The 16,066-nt window shown below is 41.7% G+C and carries 14 protein-coding genes and 1 pseudogene; 5 read left to right on the top strand and 10 right to left on the bottom strand.

Annotated elements, in window-relative coordinates:
• Positions 1–130: 130 nt before the first annotated feature.
• Positions 131–907 (bottom strand): annotated as a pseudogene (locus PN457_RS01560) (ABC1 kinase family protein); the annotation flags it as partial.
• Positions 908–1,252: 345 nt separating this feature from the next.
• Between PN457_RS01560 and recN the strand changes: the two are divergent.
• Complete coding sequence (recN, locus tag PN457_RS01555) at positions 1,253–2,980, top strand: DNA repair protein RecN (protein WP_271730862.1); 1,728 nt, start codon at positions 1,253–1,255, stop codon at positions 2,978–2,980.
• A 108-nt stretch (positions 2,981–3,088) separates the two neighbouring features.
• Positions 3,089–3,610 (top strand): DUF3122 domain-containing protein, encoded by a 522-nt coding sequence (locus tag PN457_RS01550; RefSeq protein WP_271730861.1) that lies wholly within the window; start codon positions 3,089–3,091, stop codon positions 3,608–3,610.
• A gap of 3 nt (positions 3,611–3,613) precedes the next feature.
• On the opposite strand, the gene PN457_RS01545 is transcribed toward PN457_RS01550, so the two are convergent.
• The 6 genes from PN457_RS01545 to PN457_RS01520 form a co-directional block, all read right to left on the bottom strand.
• On the bottom strand, positions 3,614–4,645 hold the full coding sequence (locus PN457_RS01545; RefSeq protein WP_271730860.1) for a D-alanine--D-alanine ligase family protein: 1,032 nt from the start codon (positions 4,643–4,645) through the stop codon (positions 3,614–3,616).
• 43 nt (positions 4,646–4,688) lie between these two features.
• Positions 4,689–6,020 (bottom strand): ATP-grasp domain-containing protein, encoded by a 1,332-nt coding sequence (locus tag PN457_RS01540; protein WP_271730859.1) that lies wholly within the window; start codon positions 6,018–6,020, stop codon positions 4,689–4,691.
• Positions 6,021–6,121: 101 nt separating this feature from the next.
• Entirely contained in the window at positions 6,122–6,955 is an 834-nt protein-coding gene (locus PN457_RS01535; RefSeq protein ID WP_271730857.1) for an O-methyltransferase, read from the bottom strand.
• 4 nt (positions 6,956–6,959) lie between these two features.
• The gene (locus PN457_RS01530; RefSeq protein ID WP_271730855.1) at positions 6,960–8,189 is read right to left on the bottom strand and encodes a sedoheptulose 7-phosphate cyclase; all 1,230 of its coding nucleotides are present in this window, start codon (positions 8,187–8,189) and stop codon (positions 6,960–6,962) included.
• A gap of 1,110 nt (positions 8,190–9,299) precedes the next feature.
• The gene (locus PN457_RS01525; RefSeq protein ID WP_271730854.1) at positions 9,300–10,187 is read right to left on the bottom strand and encodes an ATP adenylyltransferase family protein; all 888 of its coding nucleotides are present in this window, start codon (positions 10,185–10,187) and stop codon (positions 9,300–9,302) included.
• A gap of 200 nt (positions 10,188–10,387) precedes the next feature.
• Positions 10,388–11,431 (bottom strand): J domain-containing protein, encoded by a 1,044-nt coding sequence (locus tag PN457_RS01520; RefSeq protein WP_271730852.1) that lies wholly within the window; start codon positions 11,429–11,431, stop codon positions 10,388–10,390.
• Positions 11,432–11,569: 138 nt separating this feature from the next.
• On the opposite strand from PN457_RS01520, the gene PN457_RS01515 reads away from it, so the two are divergent.
• The 3 genes from PN457_RS01515 (at position 11,570) to PN457_RS01505 (ending at position 13,131) form a co-directional block, all read left to right on the top strand.
• Positions 11,570–11,929 (top strand): Rieske (2Fe-2S) protein, encoded by a 360-nt coding sequence (locus PN457_RS01515; RefSeq protein WP_271730851.1) that lies wholly within the window; start codon positions 11,570–11,572, stop codon positions 11,927–11,929.
• Positions 11,930–12,031: 102 nt separating this feature from the next.
• The gene (locus tag PN457_RS01510) at positions 12,032–12,637 is read left to right on the top strand and encodes a vWA domain-containing protein (RefSeq protein WP_271730850.1); all 606 of its coding nucleotides are present in this window, start codon (positions 12,032–12,034) and stop codon (positions 12,635–12,637) included.
• A gap of 98 nt (positions 12,638–12,735) precedes the next feature.
• A complete protein-coding gene (locus PN457_RS01505) occupies positions 12,736–13,131 on the top strand; it encodes a salt stress protein, Slr1339 family (RefSeq protein WP_271730849.1) in 396 nt (131 codons plus the stop codon).
• 219 nt (positions 13,132–13,350) lie between these two features.
• Here PN457_RS01505 and PN457_RS01500 read toward each other — a convergent pair whose 3' ends face one another.
• The 3 genes from PN457_RS01500 to PN457_RS01490 all read right to left on the bottom strand — a co-directional run.
• Entirely contained in the window at positions 13,351–13,854 is a 504-nt protein-coding gene (locus PN457_RS01500; protein WP_271730847.1) for a 2TM domain-containing protein, read from the bottom strand.
• Between the two features lie 101 nt (positions 13,855–13,955).
• A complete protein-coding gene (locus PN457_RS01495; RefSeq protein WP_271730863.1) occupies positions 13,956–14,759 on the bottom strand; it encodes a creatininase family protein in 804 nt (267 codons plus the stop codon).
• A 41-nt stretch (positions 14,760–14,800) separates the two neighbouring features.
• A partial coding sequence (locus PN457_RS01490; protein ID WP_271730846.1) for an ATP-binding protein occupies positions 14,801–16,066 on the bottom strand: 1,266 nt, incomplete at its 5' end.

Below are 16,066 nucleotides of genomic sequence, written 5' to 3'. Positions count from 1 at the left end.
TCAAGCATAATTTGCTGTCTAATTATTTAATACAGCAACTCAAACGCCCAAGTATTCCTATGTGCTTGGTTTAATTGAAATTGTCCCGTGGCGCGGCTCCCTCCGCTCCCTATTTGTGCCAGTTGCGTAAGTCCTGATTTTCTCCCTCATGAATATAATCCATCTCTTCAAAGATGCGATCGCCTAATTCATCGAGGATACCAACTAAGTCACTGCGTATTCGTTTAACTTTATTTTTTACCCAAGCGGCGAGTTGGCGCAAAATAAACAAGTCAATAGTAATTGCTTCTCTTAAATCAGGGCGTTGGACTTTAATAGCGACTTCTTCACCAGTTTTCAATTTACCTTTATAAACTTGCCCCAGAGAAGCCGCCGCAATGGGCTGTTCGGAGAGTTGGGCGTAAATTTCCTCTGGTGGTGCGCCTAATTCTTCTTCAATAAATTGGTAAGCGATGGCGTTAGGAAACGGCGGTAATTGGTCTTGTAACCTAGTTAATTCTTCTAGATATGCGGGGGGAACCAAATCTGGTCTAGTAGATAAAGCCTGTCCGATTTTAATGTAAGCCGGCCCCAATTTCGTGAGTAGTTCTCGCAGTTGAACAGCTCGACGGGGGTCTTTTTTCACCACTATTCCCCGGCGGTTGTCCCACCACAACCCAAATAGAAAGGAAAGGGTCGGCCCTAAGACTGCGAAAATACGCCGCACAACTTTTAGGGGGCGCTGGCGATAATGTTCCCTAATCTCTTGGGGATCGTAAGGTATAGCCTCAGTATCGGACTTTTGGTTAATCATAGATTTTGGTGAATCAACAACTAAGGTTGATATGCCATTTTCTGTTACTACTGGAGTAACTTGTGGTTCGTCCTCGGTTTTGCGCGAAGTCGGGGAAAGTGTCTTAACAATCATGAAGGAAGCCACCGAGAGGATTAAGCATGTAAAGTATTGTAACAATAAGTTTACAAAGAATCATCCCTCAAACAGGGATAAATTAGAGTTTTTCCCCAAGTTATCAGGGCGGGTTATCCACTCCAAACTACTAATAACTAGTAAAATGGCTTACTAGTTCAATAATATCTCGATATTCCCTATCCTCAACTGATACTTATAGGGGGAACAATTATAGACTTTCCAGAGAAAAGCGTTGTATCATAACAATATGCCCACAATGCACCAAGAAGTAAGAAAAATAACCTGCTTAGTGTTCTGTAAGTTAAAAGTACCCGCATCTGTCCTCTTGGAGAATTTGGCTTGATGTTGCTTTGGCTGCGAATCGAAAATTTTGCCCTGATTGATCAACTAGAGCTGGAATTTGGCCCTGGTCTCAATGTACTAACAGGTGAAACCGGTGCGGGAAAATCCATTATCTTGGATGCCATTGATGCGGCTTTGGGGGGTAAAATCTCTAGTCGAGTTATTCGCACGGGAACGAATCGTTCACTGGTAGAAGCTACTTTCACCCTATCACCTTCCTTAACCACTTGGTTGATAGCACAGGAAATCGATTTAATTGAAGATAACTGTGTAATAGTTAGCCGAGAAATTACTGGCAGTAGTAGTAATATCCGTAGTAGATCGCGGGTAAATGGGGTGTTAGTGAATCGCCAGATCATGGGAGGGCTGCGCGATCGCCTGGTGGAAATCACCGCCCAAGGTCAAACTTTACAGGTAGGACAGCCGGCCCAAGTCCGAGAATGGTTAGATGTGTATGGTGGTGACTTACTGATGCAACAGCGTCAAATCATTGCCACAGCCTTTAGTGCTTATCAAAGAGCTTATCTGGTCTTGGAAAAACGCCGGACATCAGAAAGGGAACGTCTACAGCAACTCGATTTGCTCAGGTATCAAATCCAAGAATTGAGAACTGCTAACCTCCAAGATCCTCTGGAATGGGAACAACTCCAGCAAGAACGGGAACGTCTCAATCATGTAGTGGAACTGCAACAGATGAGTTACAAGGTGTATCAATCCTTGTATCAAAACGATAATGAGACACCTTCTGTAACGGATTTATTAGCAGACAGCGAGGCGACATTAACTGATATGGTGGAGTACGATGGCCAATTACAACCTTTGTTAGATCTGGTCAGGGATGCTCAAACTATGATCATGGAAGTGGGAAGGCAAATTAATACTTACGGCAGTAGTTTAGAAGCCGACCCCCAAAGATTGCAAGAAGTAGAAGAGCGCATTCAAGAATTAAAGCAAATTTGTCGTAAGTATGGCCCTACCCTCACAGAGGCGATCGCCCACTACCAACGCATACTAGACGAGTTGGCAGAACTCAATGACGGTGAACAGTCGATTGAAAGTCTAGAACAGCAGGAAATGGCCTGTTTTGCCCATCTAACCCAAGTCTGTGAACAGTTAACTAAATTGCGTCGGCAAACCGCTGCGGATTTAGAATCTGAATTACTGTGTGAACTCAAGCCTTTAGCTATGGAAAAGGTAAAGTTTCAAGTGGAGATCGTGCCTATTTCCCCCACAGCCACTGGTGCGGACAAAATTACCTTTATGTTTAGTCCTAACCCTGGGGAACCCCTGCAACCTTTAATAGCGATCGCTTCCGGGGGGGAAATGAGTCGCTTTTTACTGGCGCTGAAAGCTTGTTTTTCCCGAGGGGATGCGGCGGAAACTATGATATTTGATGAAATTGATGTGGGGGTTTCTGGGAGGGTCGCCCAAGCGATCGCAGAAAAATTACACCAGCTAAGTCAAAATAACCAAGTTTTATGTGTTACCCATCAGCCCCTAGTGGCGGCGATGGCTGACAGACATTTTCGTGTAGATAAAAAAACTATTTGCCTAAGTAATAATACTGAAATTAGGACGGTGGTAAGAGTCACTAGTTTAGAGAATATGACCAATCGCCGGGAAGAACTGGCGCAGTTAGCTGGTGGTAAGTCCGCCACAGATGCGATCGCTTTTGCGGAGTCTTTATTATTACAAGCGGCTCATCATCGAGGACAAGAAATAATTTAATTTGACACTCCGACATAAATCTAAAATGAGGACTTCCTATCTCAACTGACGCTATAGTTAGGGTAGTTCGGGTTTTGTGTTTCTACTCATGAGAATTCCCTTGACCGTATGTATGACCTCAAGCAAAAAGTCTGGCAATACTTCTGGACTTGGGCTATAGTAATCCTGGTCACCTTGACTTTTAGTGCATGGGGTGTGCAATCAGCAGAGGCATTACTGCGACAACATCATGATTCCCCTGGTGTTTTGCGCTATCACTCCCAAGTATCTATCAAAGATGAAAAAGGCTATACTTGGCAGGTGCTATTGTTCAAACAAGATGACAAAAGTACAATCAAAGATTTAAGATTACGCCTAGTGGGTTTTCCGGGGATTGTAGAAATTGCTCACCCGCAACCATTAGTAATTGAGACAACATCAGGAAAACTATTGAGTGCATCAGATGCCTATAGCTTAACTGCACCTGCTCCCAATGTGGGTGAATATGAATTAACTAAAATTCTCCCCCAACTAGGAACCACCGATGCACTTAAACTATATGTGCCGACTAAAAATGTCAAGCCATTGCTGATCAATATACCTGAGAATGTAGTTACTGAATGGCAATGGCTAGTAACAGAAATTGAGTAAATTTCATTGATTACTACGCAAAGTTTCATGAATAACCGTCATGAATAATTCATTGAGAGGAATTCCCGCTGTTTTGGCCATGGAGGAAATCACACTTCTCGGAGAAAAAGAACAATATAAACCAGCCTCTAAAAACCAAGGTTGTCCATCTGGATCGATGCGGAAATCAAATAAACTATAGTGGCGACAACCCAAGGCCTGATGACAGAGTTTAGCTACTTCCTGCACCCGTGGGGTCATAGGGTCATTACAGTCCACAATCCAAGACTTGGTGTGATCTTTAGCGCTAAAATCCAAGTTACCATCATCGGTTTCCTTGAGTTTATCAGCATATTTGCGGATAGGTTTGTCGTGGGGGTCTAACTTATACTCTTCTAGGGGTAAACCCAATAACTCTCCGTCCTTAACAAGGATACCACATCTAACTTCTCGACCGAGTGGGATGAATGTTTCTACAATCACCTCATCTGCATATTGAAATGCTGTCTGCAAAGCAGCCTGATAATCAGTAGCCTCCTTGACTAAAGCCACTCCTAAAGAATTGTCAGAACTAACGGGTTTGATGACTACTGGTGGTGTAATTGTGGGTATATCTCCTGGGCGGAGTAATTCTCCTCGAGGTACTTTCACTCCTGCTGCAGCGACAATTGCTTTAGTTCTGGCTTTGTGGCTACCTATTGCCATAATATCGGCAGTATTGCCAATATAAGGAATATTCAGCAGGTCGAATAGGGCGCGGTAGTAAGTCATTCCCGGAATACAAAACATTTGTGGTAACGCCAGGTCAATGTTTTGCGATGTAATAAATTTAACAGCATCCCCTAGAGACATCGGTTTAGTGATAGCGATATCCTCTGGACTAAGAGAGGGAGGAAAACGCCACTGGCCATCAGGTGTAACGTATGCAATCTGAAAATCATAGCGTGATGAATCTGCCGTTGCTGTCAAACAGTCTTGAGCATAAAGGCGTGATAAATGACTATAAAACTCATTGTATGCAGACCCCACCAAATGCAGAATACGAAGTACAGACATAATAGACTTTCCTATAAATAGCAGCCAAGGAAAAATTTATCTTTTAATCGCCACCTAACTCTACCAACTTGCCAATATTGAAATCTATTTTTACCCAACCTTTAAGCTGTTGTAGATTTTTCAGCAAGAGCAAGGTAATCTGCCAATGATGTAGAGTCAAAAATGGTACAGGGTCATCAAAGCAGAAAATAGCATCAGTACCCTTGAGGAGGGTATTCACAGATGTTTGCAATTGTTTCCAGGAACGGATACCAGTTAGTCGCCAGATTTCGTGATATATCCAGTAAGTGGGCTTGCTAGTTGCTAGGGGTTCCAAAACTGTAGGTAGGGGAGTCTTACCAAGATAGGCTTGTGCAACACCAGGATGATTGTAGAACATTGTGATCGCCGAATGGGTACGGGGATTGCATTCAATGGCGTAAACTGTCCCATCTTCAGCTTGGATAAAGTCAAAGGAAACTTGCCCAGTCAGTGCTAAACTTTTAACGAAGTGTTGCACCCATTCACGAATTTGGGGATTTTCGACGTTTTCATAGTTGATTTGAAATGCAGAAGAGTGGGAGCAACAATGTAGTCTTAATTCCCCGTCCCGCACTGTGCTATGTGTACATAACTCCTTACCAGGAATAAACTCTTGCATAATCCAAGGGTTTTCGGAACTGATGGGTAAACTGTTGACAAAGGCCGCTGTCTCCTCTGGGGTTTCGCAGGGAAGTTTGGTTAAATTTAAGCGGCGAACAGAGTCGTAAGCCAGATTTTTGAGAATATATTTGCGGGTTTCTTGACTAAAATCAAAATTGATAACTTGTTGTGGATCGGTGATTTTAAAGGACTTGGGGACGGATAAACCAAGCTTTCGCGCCTGCTGGGTAAAAGCAAATTTATCATCTAGCATCTTGGTAATATCTGCATCAAAGTGGAAAACCTCGCAGTATTCTGATAGTATTGGCTTTGCCAAGGAGTCGTAGTAACTAGCTACAGGGCTACATACAGGTACATAAACGTCAACTTGCTCTTTTCTCACGATTTCTACTAAGGCCTGGATATAGCCGTCTGGGTCTGATTGAGGTGCTGGAACTGTATAAAAAGCACTGACAGAACGGGAGAATCTATGACCAGATAACCAGTATTTGTGAGTTTCAATCAGAATAACTCTGTGTCCGTCTGCATGGAAACAACGAGCCAGTTGCAATGCTTTGGTCATCTTGGCTCCACTTACCAGGATAGTCTGCTGTTGAGCTTTTTTTTGGGTGAATGGCGATTTCACAAGGCTCCACAGCAAAGATGTTAATACTATCAAAGCATTGAAGGGTAAGGCTATTAGTAATAAGACGAGGGTACCAAGAGTTTTGAATGTAGTCAGTATTGTTACCATGAAAGCCGGTTGTCAGGTTTGATCTATCACTAAATATCAAGAATAGGAAGGTAGGGGGAGATGAGGAAGCATTGATCCTGTTCATCTCCCTGAAAGCTTGGTTACGCTATGCGTCTAATCAGAGTCACACCATCTCGGATGGGTAAGAGAACTTGCTCCACACGAGGATCGGCGGCGACTACAGAATTAAACTGTGCGATCGCTTGACCATTGGCTGTGCGTTGTTCTGGTGGTAAATAAACTTGTCCCTGTAACAACGTATTATCCACGCATATTAAGCCATCGGTGGTTAGTAAATGATGGTCTAAGATAGTGTGGAAGTACTCTACATACTCCTTTTTGTCAGCATCGATGAAAATCAAATCAAATGATTCTTTTCTGGCTGCTAATTTGTGTAGAGTCTCTAGGGCTGGTGCTACTTCTACAACTATTTTATAGCCGTCTGGAGATTCACCAAAGCAAGCTTGAGCAAATTTTGCCACATAGGAGTCTACTTCACAAGCTATCAGTTTTCCATCCCTTGGTAAAGCTTCAGCCATAGCTAAAGCTGAATATCCGGTGAACATTCCTACTTCTAGAATGCGCTTGGCTTTGGTCATGTGAACAAACATTTTCAATGTCTGTCCCTCTAGATGTCCTGAGAGCATTTCCTGCTCTAATTGACGCACTGTTTCGCGATCGCTAAAGCGTTTACCCCAATCTTCTTGACTAGTTTTTTGCGCCAATGCTGCTAAGGGTCTAGATTCCGGGGTGGTGTAATCATCCAAATAGGGGTCTAAACCTGCTGCTAATTGCACGGACTGGCGCAGGGAATCTAATATCTCTGGGGGAATATTGCTTTGTTGTGCTAATTTCAGGGTTTTCTCTAGCTGGAGGACTAAGATGCTATGTGGGGTTATTGGTCTAGCTGTTTGTTTTCCTACAATACTGGTCATCCCTTTACACCTCCAGTAGTTTGGCTTCTTGAGTTTCAATGTATGCATCAACCCCTTCTCCCTTCCGGGGGTATTGAGCACAAAGTTTTTTATGTTCAACTAAAGCCGCATCAAGTTCTTCACGGGTGAGATCATTAACAAAGAAGCACTCACCAATGGGACGAGGCATAGCAGCGCGTTGTTTGCCATCTCGTGTTAAGCTGATAGACTCGGTAGCATACCAGAGCAAATCGCTATTTAGTAGAGGATGATCCAGAGATAAACCTATACGACTCATCAAATCTAGGATGCGATCGCGCTCCGCTGTAAAAATATACCCCCGTTTTGCCGCGATGGTTGCAGACAAAGCCATATCTATGTTTACCGCATGACCATGATAGAGAGGTACGCGGGGTGCTAATTCTAGGGTAGGACTCCAAGTGTGTCCGTAAGCAATGACGCGATCAAGGTCTATTTCATGCAAGTTAGGAGTTTCCAACTCTAGCATAGTCTTGATAGCCTCATAGTTCACCTTATGGGCAATCTCTTTAAGTTCTGCTGTAGCATTCACGTGTCCAAAGTGAGTGGAAAGCAGTTGTTCGCCATATTCGTATAGTAGTTCAAACACTTGCGAGTTAGAAACTACAGCAATCTTAACTAATTCTGCCATCCCATTGCGAACTTGAGATATTGGCAAGGTCTTCAAAAATGAGAAGTCCAGAATTACCTTCAAAGGTGCATGATATGCTCCCAAGCGATTTTTCAACTTGCGATGATTAACTGCGACCTTAATCGCTACACCTGCATCAATTAAACCAATTAAGGTGGTAGGAACCCGAATATAGTTACTCTTACGACGGTAAGCAGCGCAAGCAAATCCCGCCACATCAGTAACTAGACCACCACCAACGACTAAAACCGGTTCCTTACGAACTAAGCCAAAGTTGGAAAAAGCATCGACAATTTTTTCAAAAGTTTCTAAGGTTTTAGCGGGTTCAGTAATGATGATGGGAAATACTGTCAGTTTAATCTCATAGTGCTGGAAATATGAGTTGATTTGCTGACCATAAAGTTCATAGACATTAGCATCAATCACGGTTAGACAGCGGCCAAATTTCTCATAGCTGTCAGCAATTTCTCTGTTTTTGATATCAAATGCACCATTCACATAGACAAGACTAAAGTCAATTTTTTCGTAACCTTCCACGTGAAACACACTTTCTGTAGCTTTAAAGGATGCTTGAACTTTATTCATGTTTCTTGACTGGATTCCAACTAAAAAATTCACTATTTCGGCAAAAATTACGATTTACCCTGATGGATGAACGCCAGCAAAAAATCATGCTTTTGCGCTTTTGAGAACAAAAACAAGACAAAATGAGCTTTCCATAAAAAAGCTTAATTTTTTTACTGACTGGTAATGTGATTAGACAAAACCATTCATCGGAGTAAATTATGTAATTCGGTTAAGCTCTCATGGGAGAGCACACTTAAACTAGTCAAATGTCCCAGATTTGTGAATATCACAGATCCACTTCGCATCTGGGGATTCTTGACTTCAATAGTGGAAAGATTCATTCCACTATCTTTTATTTTAGTGGCTTTCCGATGGTGAGATTCCTTAAAATTCCAGTCCTGGAAAAATATGTGTAATGTTGATCTCCAAGCTTTAATTTGAGGTTAGAACCATGATTAACCCCGATTTCGCTGTTTCTTAGCATGACATCAAACCTTATATTGCTAAACTCATCACATTCTATTTAGCTGAGAACGACAGTGGATTTCTAGAAACTTTCTCTAATTGTTAACTAGTCCCACTGTATTTTGACTCTAGCAACTTACCCAAGGCTAAACTTGGTCAAACTCCTATCGTTGTCTATTTATGTTGTCTATTTCTGCGATGAGATGTGAGATCACAACCATTATTGACCATCTAATTGCTGTTGTTTTGCATTAGTCTCAAAGCACAAAATAGCTAAACATGAAAGTTACTGATTAGACTCTATTGAGAATTTCAGGATAATTCCTGTTTCCCTCAATTAAGTTAATACCAGCCTCTGTTCCTCAAAATTCATAATTTCAACACAGTTAAAAACATTGTAACAAAACTTTACTCTTTTTCAGCAATAGTTGTAGGCTCAAAAGAATCAAGTTTGTCGCCAGTAGCATTCTCATTCTGAGTTACTCCGGGTAACTTAATTCGCCAAATACTGGTGAGGAAATGAGAAGTGCAGCACAAAGCATAAAGCTATGTTAATACGAATCATAACATAAGTAAATAAGTAAACCGCCAATTTTGCTAAATTCATCTAGAAATAGGAGTTTGAGCACGGTACAGTTAGGGCTGAACCACTGAAATACTGACTCAGGGCACGGCTAAAGCCACATTCTTGAGGATATTCATTGGGCCGTATTGTTTAATTATCTGCATTTGTTCCTGGTTTCGTACCAGCAACGCCCCCGCAAATCCCAAGGAGTTGATAGATATACCATGAAAATCCTCACGCGATCGCGGTATAATTAACATCCATTCCCGTGTAGCTAAAAGATTGTAAGCTCCAGATTGTCTGTTGTCGTCAAGGGCTTCTAACCCCACAGCACTTAATAAGGTATGATATAGCTCTAGTGTAGTTATTGCGGCTGTGTATGGCGAATCCCTGGGGTTTAGTTTGCCCAAAGCGTGAACAAAAGGCAATCCTGGTATAGTAGTTACAGAATCTACAAATGCTGCAGATGTTAGTAGGGGTTCTATAGGTATTTGCAGCCCTGAAAGCGTGAGTGGTAAGGGTACCATTTGCAGGTGTTTATGTGGCTGACTAGCTCCAGCCAGTTTACCACCATTGTAAAACGCCAAACCCTCAAACTCAGCTAGACAAGCCCACATAGCTGTAAAATCCTCTAGGGTGAGTAATTTTTCCTGTTCTTCAAAGGCACGGGTAATAATTAGCAGGTGATAGTCAACAACATTGAACTTGTTTAATATACAAACATGACTCTGGGAAATATCGGCAACGAATAAATCTTGCTCATAGGGAAGAAAGGGATTAGTTTTTTTCTTTTGCTGCTCCTTGTCTGTATCCTTGCGGAGCAGATTAGATAAAATTCTGACTAAAAATTTAACGCCATTGTCTTCGACAAATTCAAAATCTGTCGGTATTGACAGCAGCGCCCCACATTCTAAGGCGTATTGGGTCTGATCCTTGATACTTTTCCACAACCTGTCAGGTTTGAGTAATATTTTTTCTTGGGACATGATAAGATATCTAATTATATTTTGTGTAACTTTTAATTCTGATTTCTAGAAGTTGTTCTATAACTTTCCCAGAGTGAATTTTTATCATATTTTTACCCCCATTAATACCCCCTTACCAAAAAGCGAAGCAATAAAATCAAGTCCCATTCCCCTGTCAATGGGAGGGTTAGGTTAGGCTAAAACACTTTTAAAACATCCTCTTAGAAAAACATAATTTCACCCAACTCAAAAAACATTTCTTCAAGGTGCTCATCTATGGTGTCTTGGGTGAAGGTGCGCATAATCTCTGGTCTAGCGAGGAATTCGCTGATAGTGATTTTCTGTTCTCTAAAGGCTCTCACAAAATCGCGGATAGCAGTAATAGTTTTAATTTCAGCTTCTAGTTGTTCTGCCATACTTGCAATAGCATCTATTCCTGCTCGCGCCGCTTTGCGACAGTCAGTAACCATTGCGCCTTCTGGGGTATTTTTCACTTGGCGAAGTTCCTGTTTCAATTTATGATACTGAGTTTTGAGGATTTGATTTTGCTGTTCTATCCTCATACATTGACGATTTAAATCGTCTTGATTATTCATATCAATATATTTTCCGGATTGATGTTGCTGTTCAATTTCCAAGAGTCTGGCTAAGTCACCCTCTTGGTAAGCTTTGTTGATTTCTTTCATAATTTCAGTATGCAGTATTTGAGTTTCCCTATCTTTTACCTTGTCTGGGTGAAATATTTCTGCTAAACTTAGAAATGTCTGGCGAATTTTTCTGGCGGCTTCAGATTTGTTTACTGAAGAAAAGTTTAGACTCTCCTGGGGTTCTTGGTATTGACTGTGTTCTTCTCTCTGCTGATGTGAGAAATCATCTGTTACCTCCTCTGTGTCTTGAGATTCTGCATAATTACTAGGCTCAGGAGTGATAATTCTGGCAAATTGGAGTTGATAGTAAATTGCTTGAATATCTTTTTTGCTCTGTTTACCCAACTTTCTTTTATTCAAGATTTCATCAAACAGAGTATGAATTTCTCGGTCAATATCTACCAGTTCTTGGAAATGGGGATGATAGCGATTTAATACATCCGTGGCTACGGAACTCATTTGTGTCAAAAAGTTTTGCAGTTCCGTCCGTTTTCGCTTAATTTGTTTTAATAACCACTTGTGTTCTTTGTCTAAATTTTCCATGCGAAGATGGATAGATGACAGCGCCAGTGATGTTGTAGTTGCTGACTGGGATGAAGGTGTGCGTTTTTTCGGCATAAAGTAGGCCAGTCTGAGGAAATTTACATCTGATCAGATCGTACACCCACAATATTCAGTTTAATCAGTTAATTCCAGCGATCGCAGTGGTCACAATTGCGCGAAACTGAAAGCAGATCATTAAGAAAGGAGAACCTAATGGGCTGGACTAAAGTTATTGCGGCTGAGTCCCTGGAACCCAATGGGAGACAGGTAGTAAAAGTTGGCGCACGTAAAATTTTACTTGTCAACCATGAGAATCAGCTTTATGCTGTAGATAACACCTGTCCTCATTTAAAAATGCCGATGAAAAATGGCAAAATTACCGCAGACGGGGCGATTGTTTGTCCTATACATCGCAGTGCTTTTGACTTAGGTACTGGAGAGGTAAAAGATTGGTGTCCATGGCCACCTGGTGTAGGTAAAGTCCTTTCCATGATTTCACAACAAAAAACCCTACCTGTATTCCCTGTGCGTGTGGAAGAAGGTAGTATTTGGGTTGATATCCAAGAGGAATAATAGCCTCTAAATGGCAAGCGTTAACTCACTCTAGGGGCGATCGCTTGCCTGTATACAAGTTGCTATACTAAAGATGGCATAGTTATGAGTGGGAATCAAATCATGCTAGAAAGTAGGGACTATACACTAATTATCGACAAAAGCGGGAGCATGGCTACCCCAGATCAGAAAGGTGGTAGAACTAGATGGCAATCTGCACAAGAATCCACCCTAGCCTTAGCGAGTAAGTGTGAGCAATTCGACCCAGATGGGATCACTGTATATTTATTTTCTGGTAGATTTAAGCGCTATGAGAATGTCACTGCGTCCAAGGTCACACAAATATTTCAAGAAAATGACCCATCTGGTTCCACAGACTTAGCATCTGTGTTAAAAGATGCAATTGAGAATTACTTTCACCGCAAGAGCGCAGGTCAAACTAAGCCCAATGGCGAAATCATCTTGGTAGTAACCGATGGAGAACCCGATGACCGCAAAGCAGTCATGAAGGTGATTATCGAAGCTTCTCGCCGCATGGATACCGATGAAGAATTAAGTATTTCCTTGATTCAAGTTGGTACAGACCCACAAGCTACCCGCTTTCTCAAGGTTTTAGATGATGATTTGCAAAGCGCTGGGGCGAAGTTTGATATCTGTGACACCGTGACCATGGAAGATATGGAAGATATGAGTTTATCAGAAGTTCTACTCAATGCTATTACTGACTAGTTGAGCTTGGCGGTGTTCAAGATTGAATTAACCACAGATGATTCCCTTGTGGTTTGGGCTTCTTCAAGTTTTAATTGGGTACTGATTAAGTTAAAACCATGGATTCTCTTGACAAAGTCCTGGGTGAACTCAAAGCTGAATATCATCAGGGTAAATCCCCAGGACCACAACCACAGAAAAACACAGCTAAATCCTCAACTCCACCACCACCAAAGTCTTTATCTTTAGAGGATAGTCTTTTGGCGCAGGTGCGGACTGATTTTGCTCAACAAGATGCGCTTGAGGAGTTGCAAAAACAGCAAGCAATAGAACAGGAACAAATTCGCCAAGCTGAAATTAAGGCGCAAGGTTTAGCAGCTTTACGGGGGGAAGCAGAAACATGGTTGAAAACATTAGATCCGTTTTCTTCCGAAGGTCTTTGGTTTGAAAGGTTTGCTGAAGGTTATCCTTCTAAATTAGATGCGGCGATGGGATATTTACAAAGCGACGAATAAACAACTTATAGCCTTTTTCAGGCTCATGAAGTACACACCAATTCCCTATTCCCTATTCCCTATTCCCTGTTCCCTGTTCCCTATTCCCTGTTCCCTGTTCCCTCAAACTAAAAAAAATTGTACCTCACGAGCATGGGAAATGCTATGAAATAACCTGTTGTTAGTTTAAGCCTCTGGATGTTTTCTAGGGGTTTTATCTCTGGTAAACTTGGCTTTTAGCTAAATTTGTAAGGCCTTAAACCACCTACTCACCACTGTATTGATGGTTTGTTTGATTTGATGTTTACGATACCACTTTTGAAAAGCCATTTCGTACTCTTCCCCCTTAGTTTGAAAGGTATTCCAAGTATCTAGCCCTAATGTGCAGCTGCAAAATATTAAGAAATATAACGACCAGGTAAGACCGCCACCGCCGACGAAATCTAACAGCATCAAAAAACTGTTAAGAATTGCGTAATTACCCAGACGTTTCTTAAATTTTCCGATGCGGTAGGCGTTAAAGGCTTGTCTTTGTTCAATTTCGCTCCGTTGCGATCGCCAGTCAACTTCTGCTAGATTGAGAGAGTCTGGTGATATATCTAACTCTTGAGCAATTTCTAACAGTTGCTCATAGGAAAATTCCTTATTTTGGTCATCAGCTTGACGAGCGATCGCTAACTGAAGTATTTTCTGGACATCTTCCTGGCTATAAGAACGGAGCTGTTGAGGTTCAAATGCCGTCATAACATTATCTCTGAGTCTAAACAGGTAACTGTTAGCCATTATTTTTACTATATCTAGACTAACAAATCTCAATGGGGTGTAGACAGATATTATGGAAATTATCACCGGGGTTGTGGTTGCACAAAAGCGTAAATATCCTTAATAGCTTGTACCCAACCGTTAGAGACAGATTCCAGGATGCGATCGCCTTTGTCCTTGGTTGCGGTTGTAGCATCGCCAATTACCCCTGTTTTACTTATATCTTTTGTAGCCCAAGAAACAGGTAGTTTGCCCTCTAAACTCAGTAAACTGCTTTGTCTTTGTTCTGGTGGATACTCAGCAACAGCTTGATCCATTCTTACCTGTTCTGGTAGAATTGCCAGCATAATACTAGTTTCAGCATCTCCGGCGTGCATACCTTGGGCTGCTTCCTTGGGTGTTAATAATTCTTTGGTAATATGAGGCACACGCCAAGTAAATAAGGGAAACACCAAAAAATCACCATATTGAATATGTAAATCCCGGGCTACCATTTGCATAACTTGGGGTTGTCCACCGTGTGAGTTCATTAACACCAATTTTCTAAACCCAGCGCGGTAAATACTTTCCCCCATTTCCATAATTACTGCTGTCAGGGTTTGAGTACTTAAAGTAATAGTTCCGGGAAAATGCCAATGCTCATTGGATTTACCATAATATAGGGTAGGTAAAGCATAAGCGGGAATACTTGCATCTAGCTTTTTGAGAGCTTCCCCCAACACTCCCACACCAATAGCAGCATCAACAATTAAAGGTAAATGGGGTCCATGTTGTTCAATAGCGCCCACAGGTTGAATAATAACCACATTTTCCTTATTTGGCATAGCTTGGATATCAGTCCAAGTTAGGTAGGGAAAAAACCTTTCAGGGGGAATAAAACTGTGCATATTAGTTGACGGTTGACGGTTGACAGGGATAGATGACAAACCTATCCGCGAATGACTGTGATATTTCTGCCCTGGGGACTCCGGGCTATTTCCGTGGTGGTTCGGTCACTAATGGGGGGTAAATCAGGGCGACGGTCAAATATTACTAACCATCCTGTATCTAGATTTAATCCTGATAAATACTTATCTAAATGTATCAATCCTTGCTGTAATGGGGTGGGTTTACCCTGTTTCCATACCTTTAATTCCATCCCTAAGACTACATCCCCATACCTTAAAGATATATCCATCCTCCCAGAGCCTATGGCGTATTCTCGTTCTAGGCTACCACCACCATTAACAACCCGGTGTAAAAATGCCATTAATACTAAGTGGGGAGCAATTTCTGGGTAAGGGGTACTTTTAAATAATGCTTCCCCGTGTTGTCGCCAAAAGTCTAAGAATGAATTTAACAGTGCTGTTACATCCAGTTTTCCAGTGGGTGTTAACCACAGGGGTTGAACAAATGTTAAAGAAGCAATTGTGACATTAGCTAAAGTTGTCGGAAATACCTCTCTATAGATAGGATTAGCAATTTCCAGTCCACCACCTCTATCCCGTTTACATAAACCTAAATCTAACACATAGCGCAAATTATCATCAGGAACGTTGCCTAACTCATCCCCGGCTAACATGGGTTGAATAATTGCTTTTACCCTATCCTCTCGCAGTCGCTCGGCGAGACTATCTAAATGGGTGTCTTGCCTTTGAATTAGTATATCCTTAGCTTGATTAATTAAATCTACCGTGATGGGGATATTTACATCTTCTGCTAAATACTCGGTAACTTGACGGGCGATCGCATTGACTAACCAAGGTTGACCTTGAGTTAAATAGTAGGCGTGGTTAATGGCTTCGGGGGTAAAGATTTGCCCTGTGGCTGTGGTATGTTGTGCGTATAGACTTTTTACCTCTTCTAATGTAAAATTACTTAATGTGATAGATTCTACCTTGATATTAAAAGGGCTAGAGGTATTTAACCTATCACTACCGCCAGAAGCTACTTTATAATCACGTACATCCCGCATCCCGATTAAGGCTACACATTGGGGGAAACCTTGGGGACGATTGGGATAACCATCGCAAATTTGTCGTAATATAGCAATTAAGGTTTCATTAGCTAAAGCATCGATTTCATCAATAAACACCTCTAAAGGAAGGGATGAAACCTTTGCCCATGATTCTAATGCTGCTCCAATCCGTCGCCCTACAGGAGCATCAGGCCATTTAGGGGGTTGTAATTCATCGGGTAACCTGTGACTAATAGC

This window comes from Anabaenopsis arnoldii, from assembly GCF_028331025.1.
Lineage (GTDB): Bacteria > Cyanobacteriota > Cyanobacteriia > Cyanobacteriales > Nostocaceae > Anabaenopsis > Anabaenopsis arnoldii.
The sequence above is the reverse complement of the archived record's forward strand: the minus strand, read 5'-3'. Positions and strand labels throughout refer to the sequence as shown.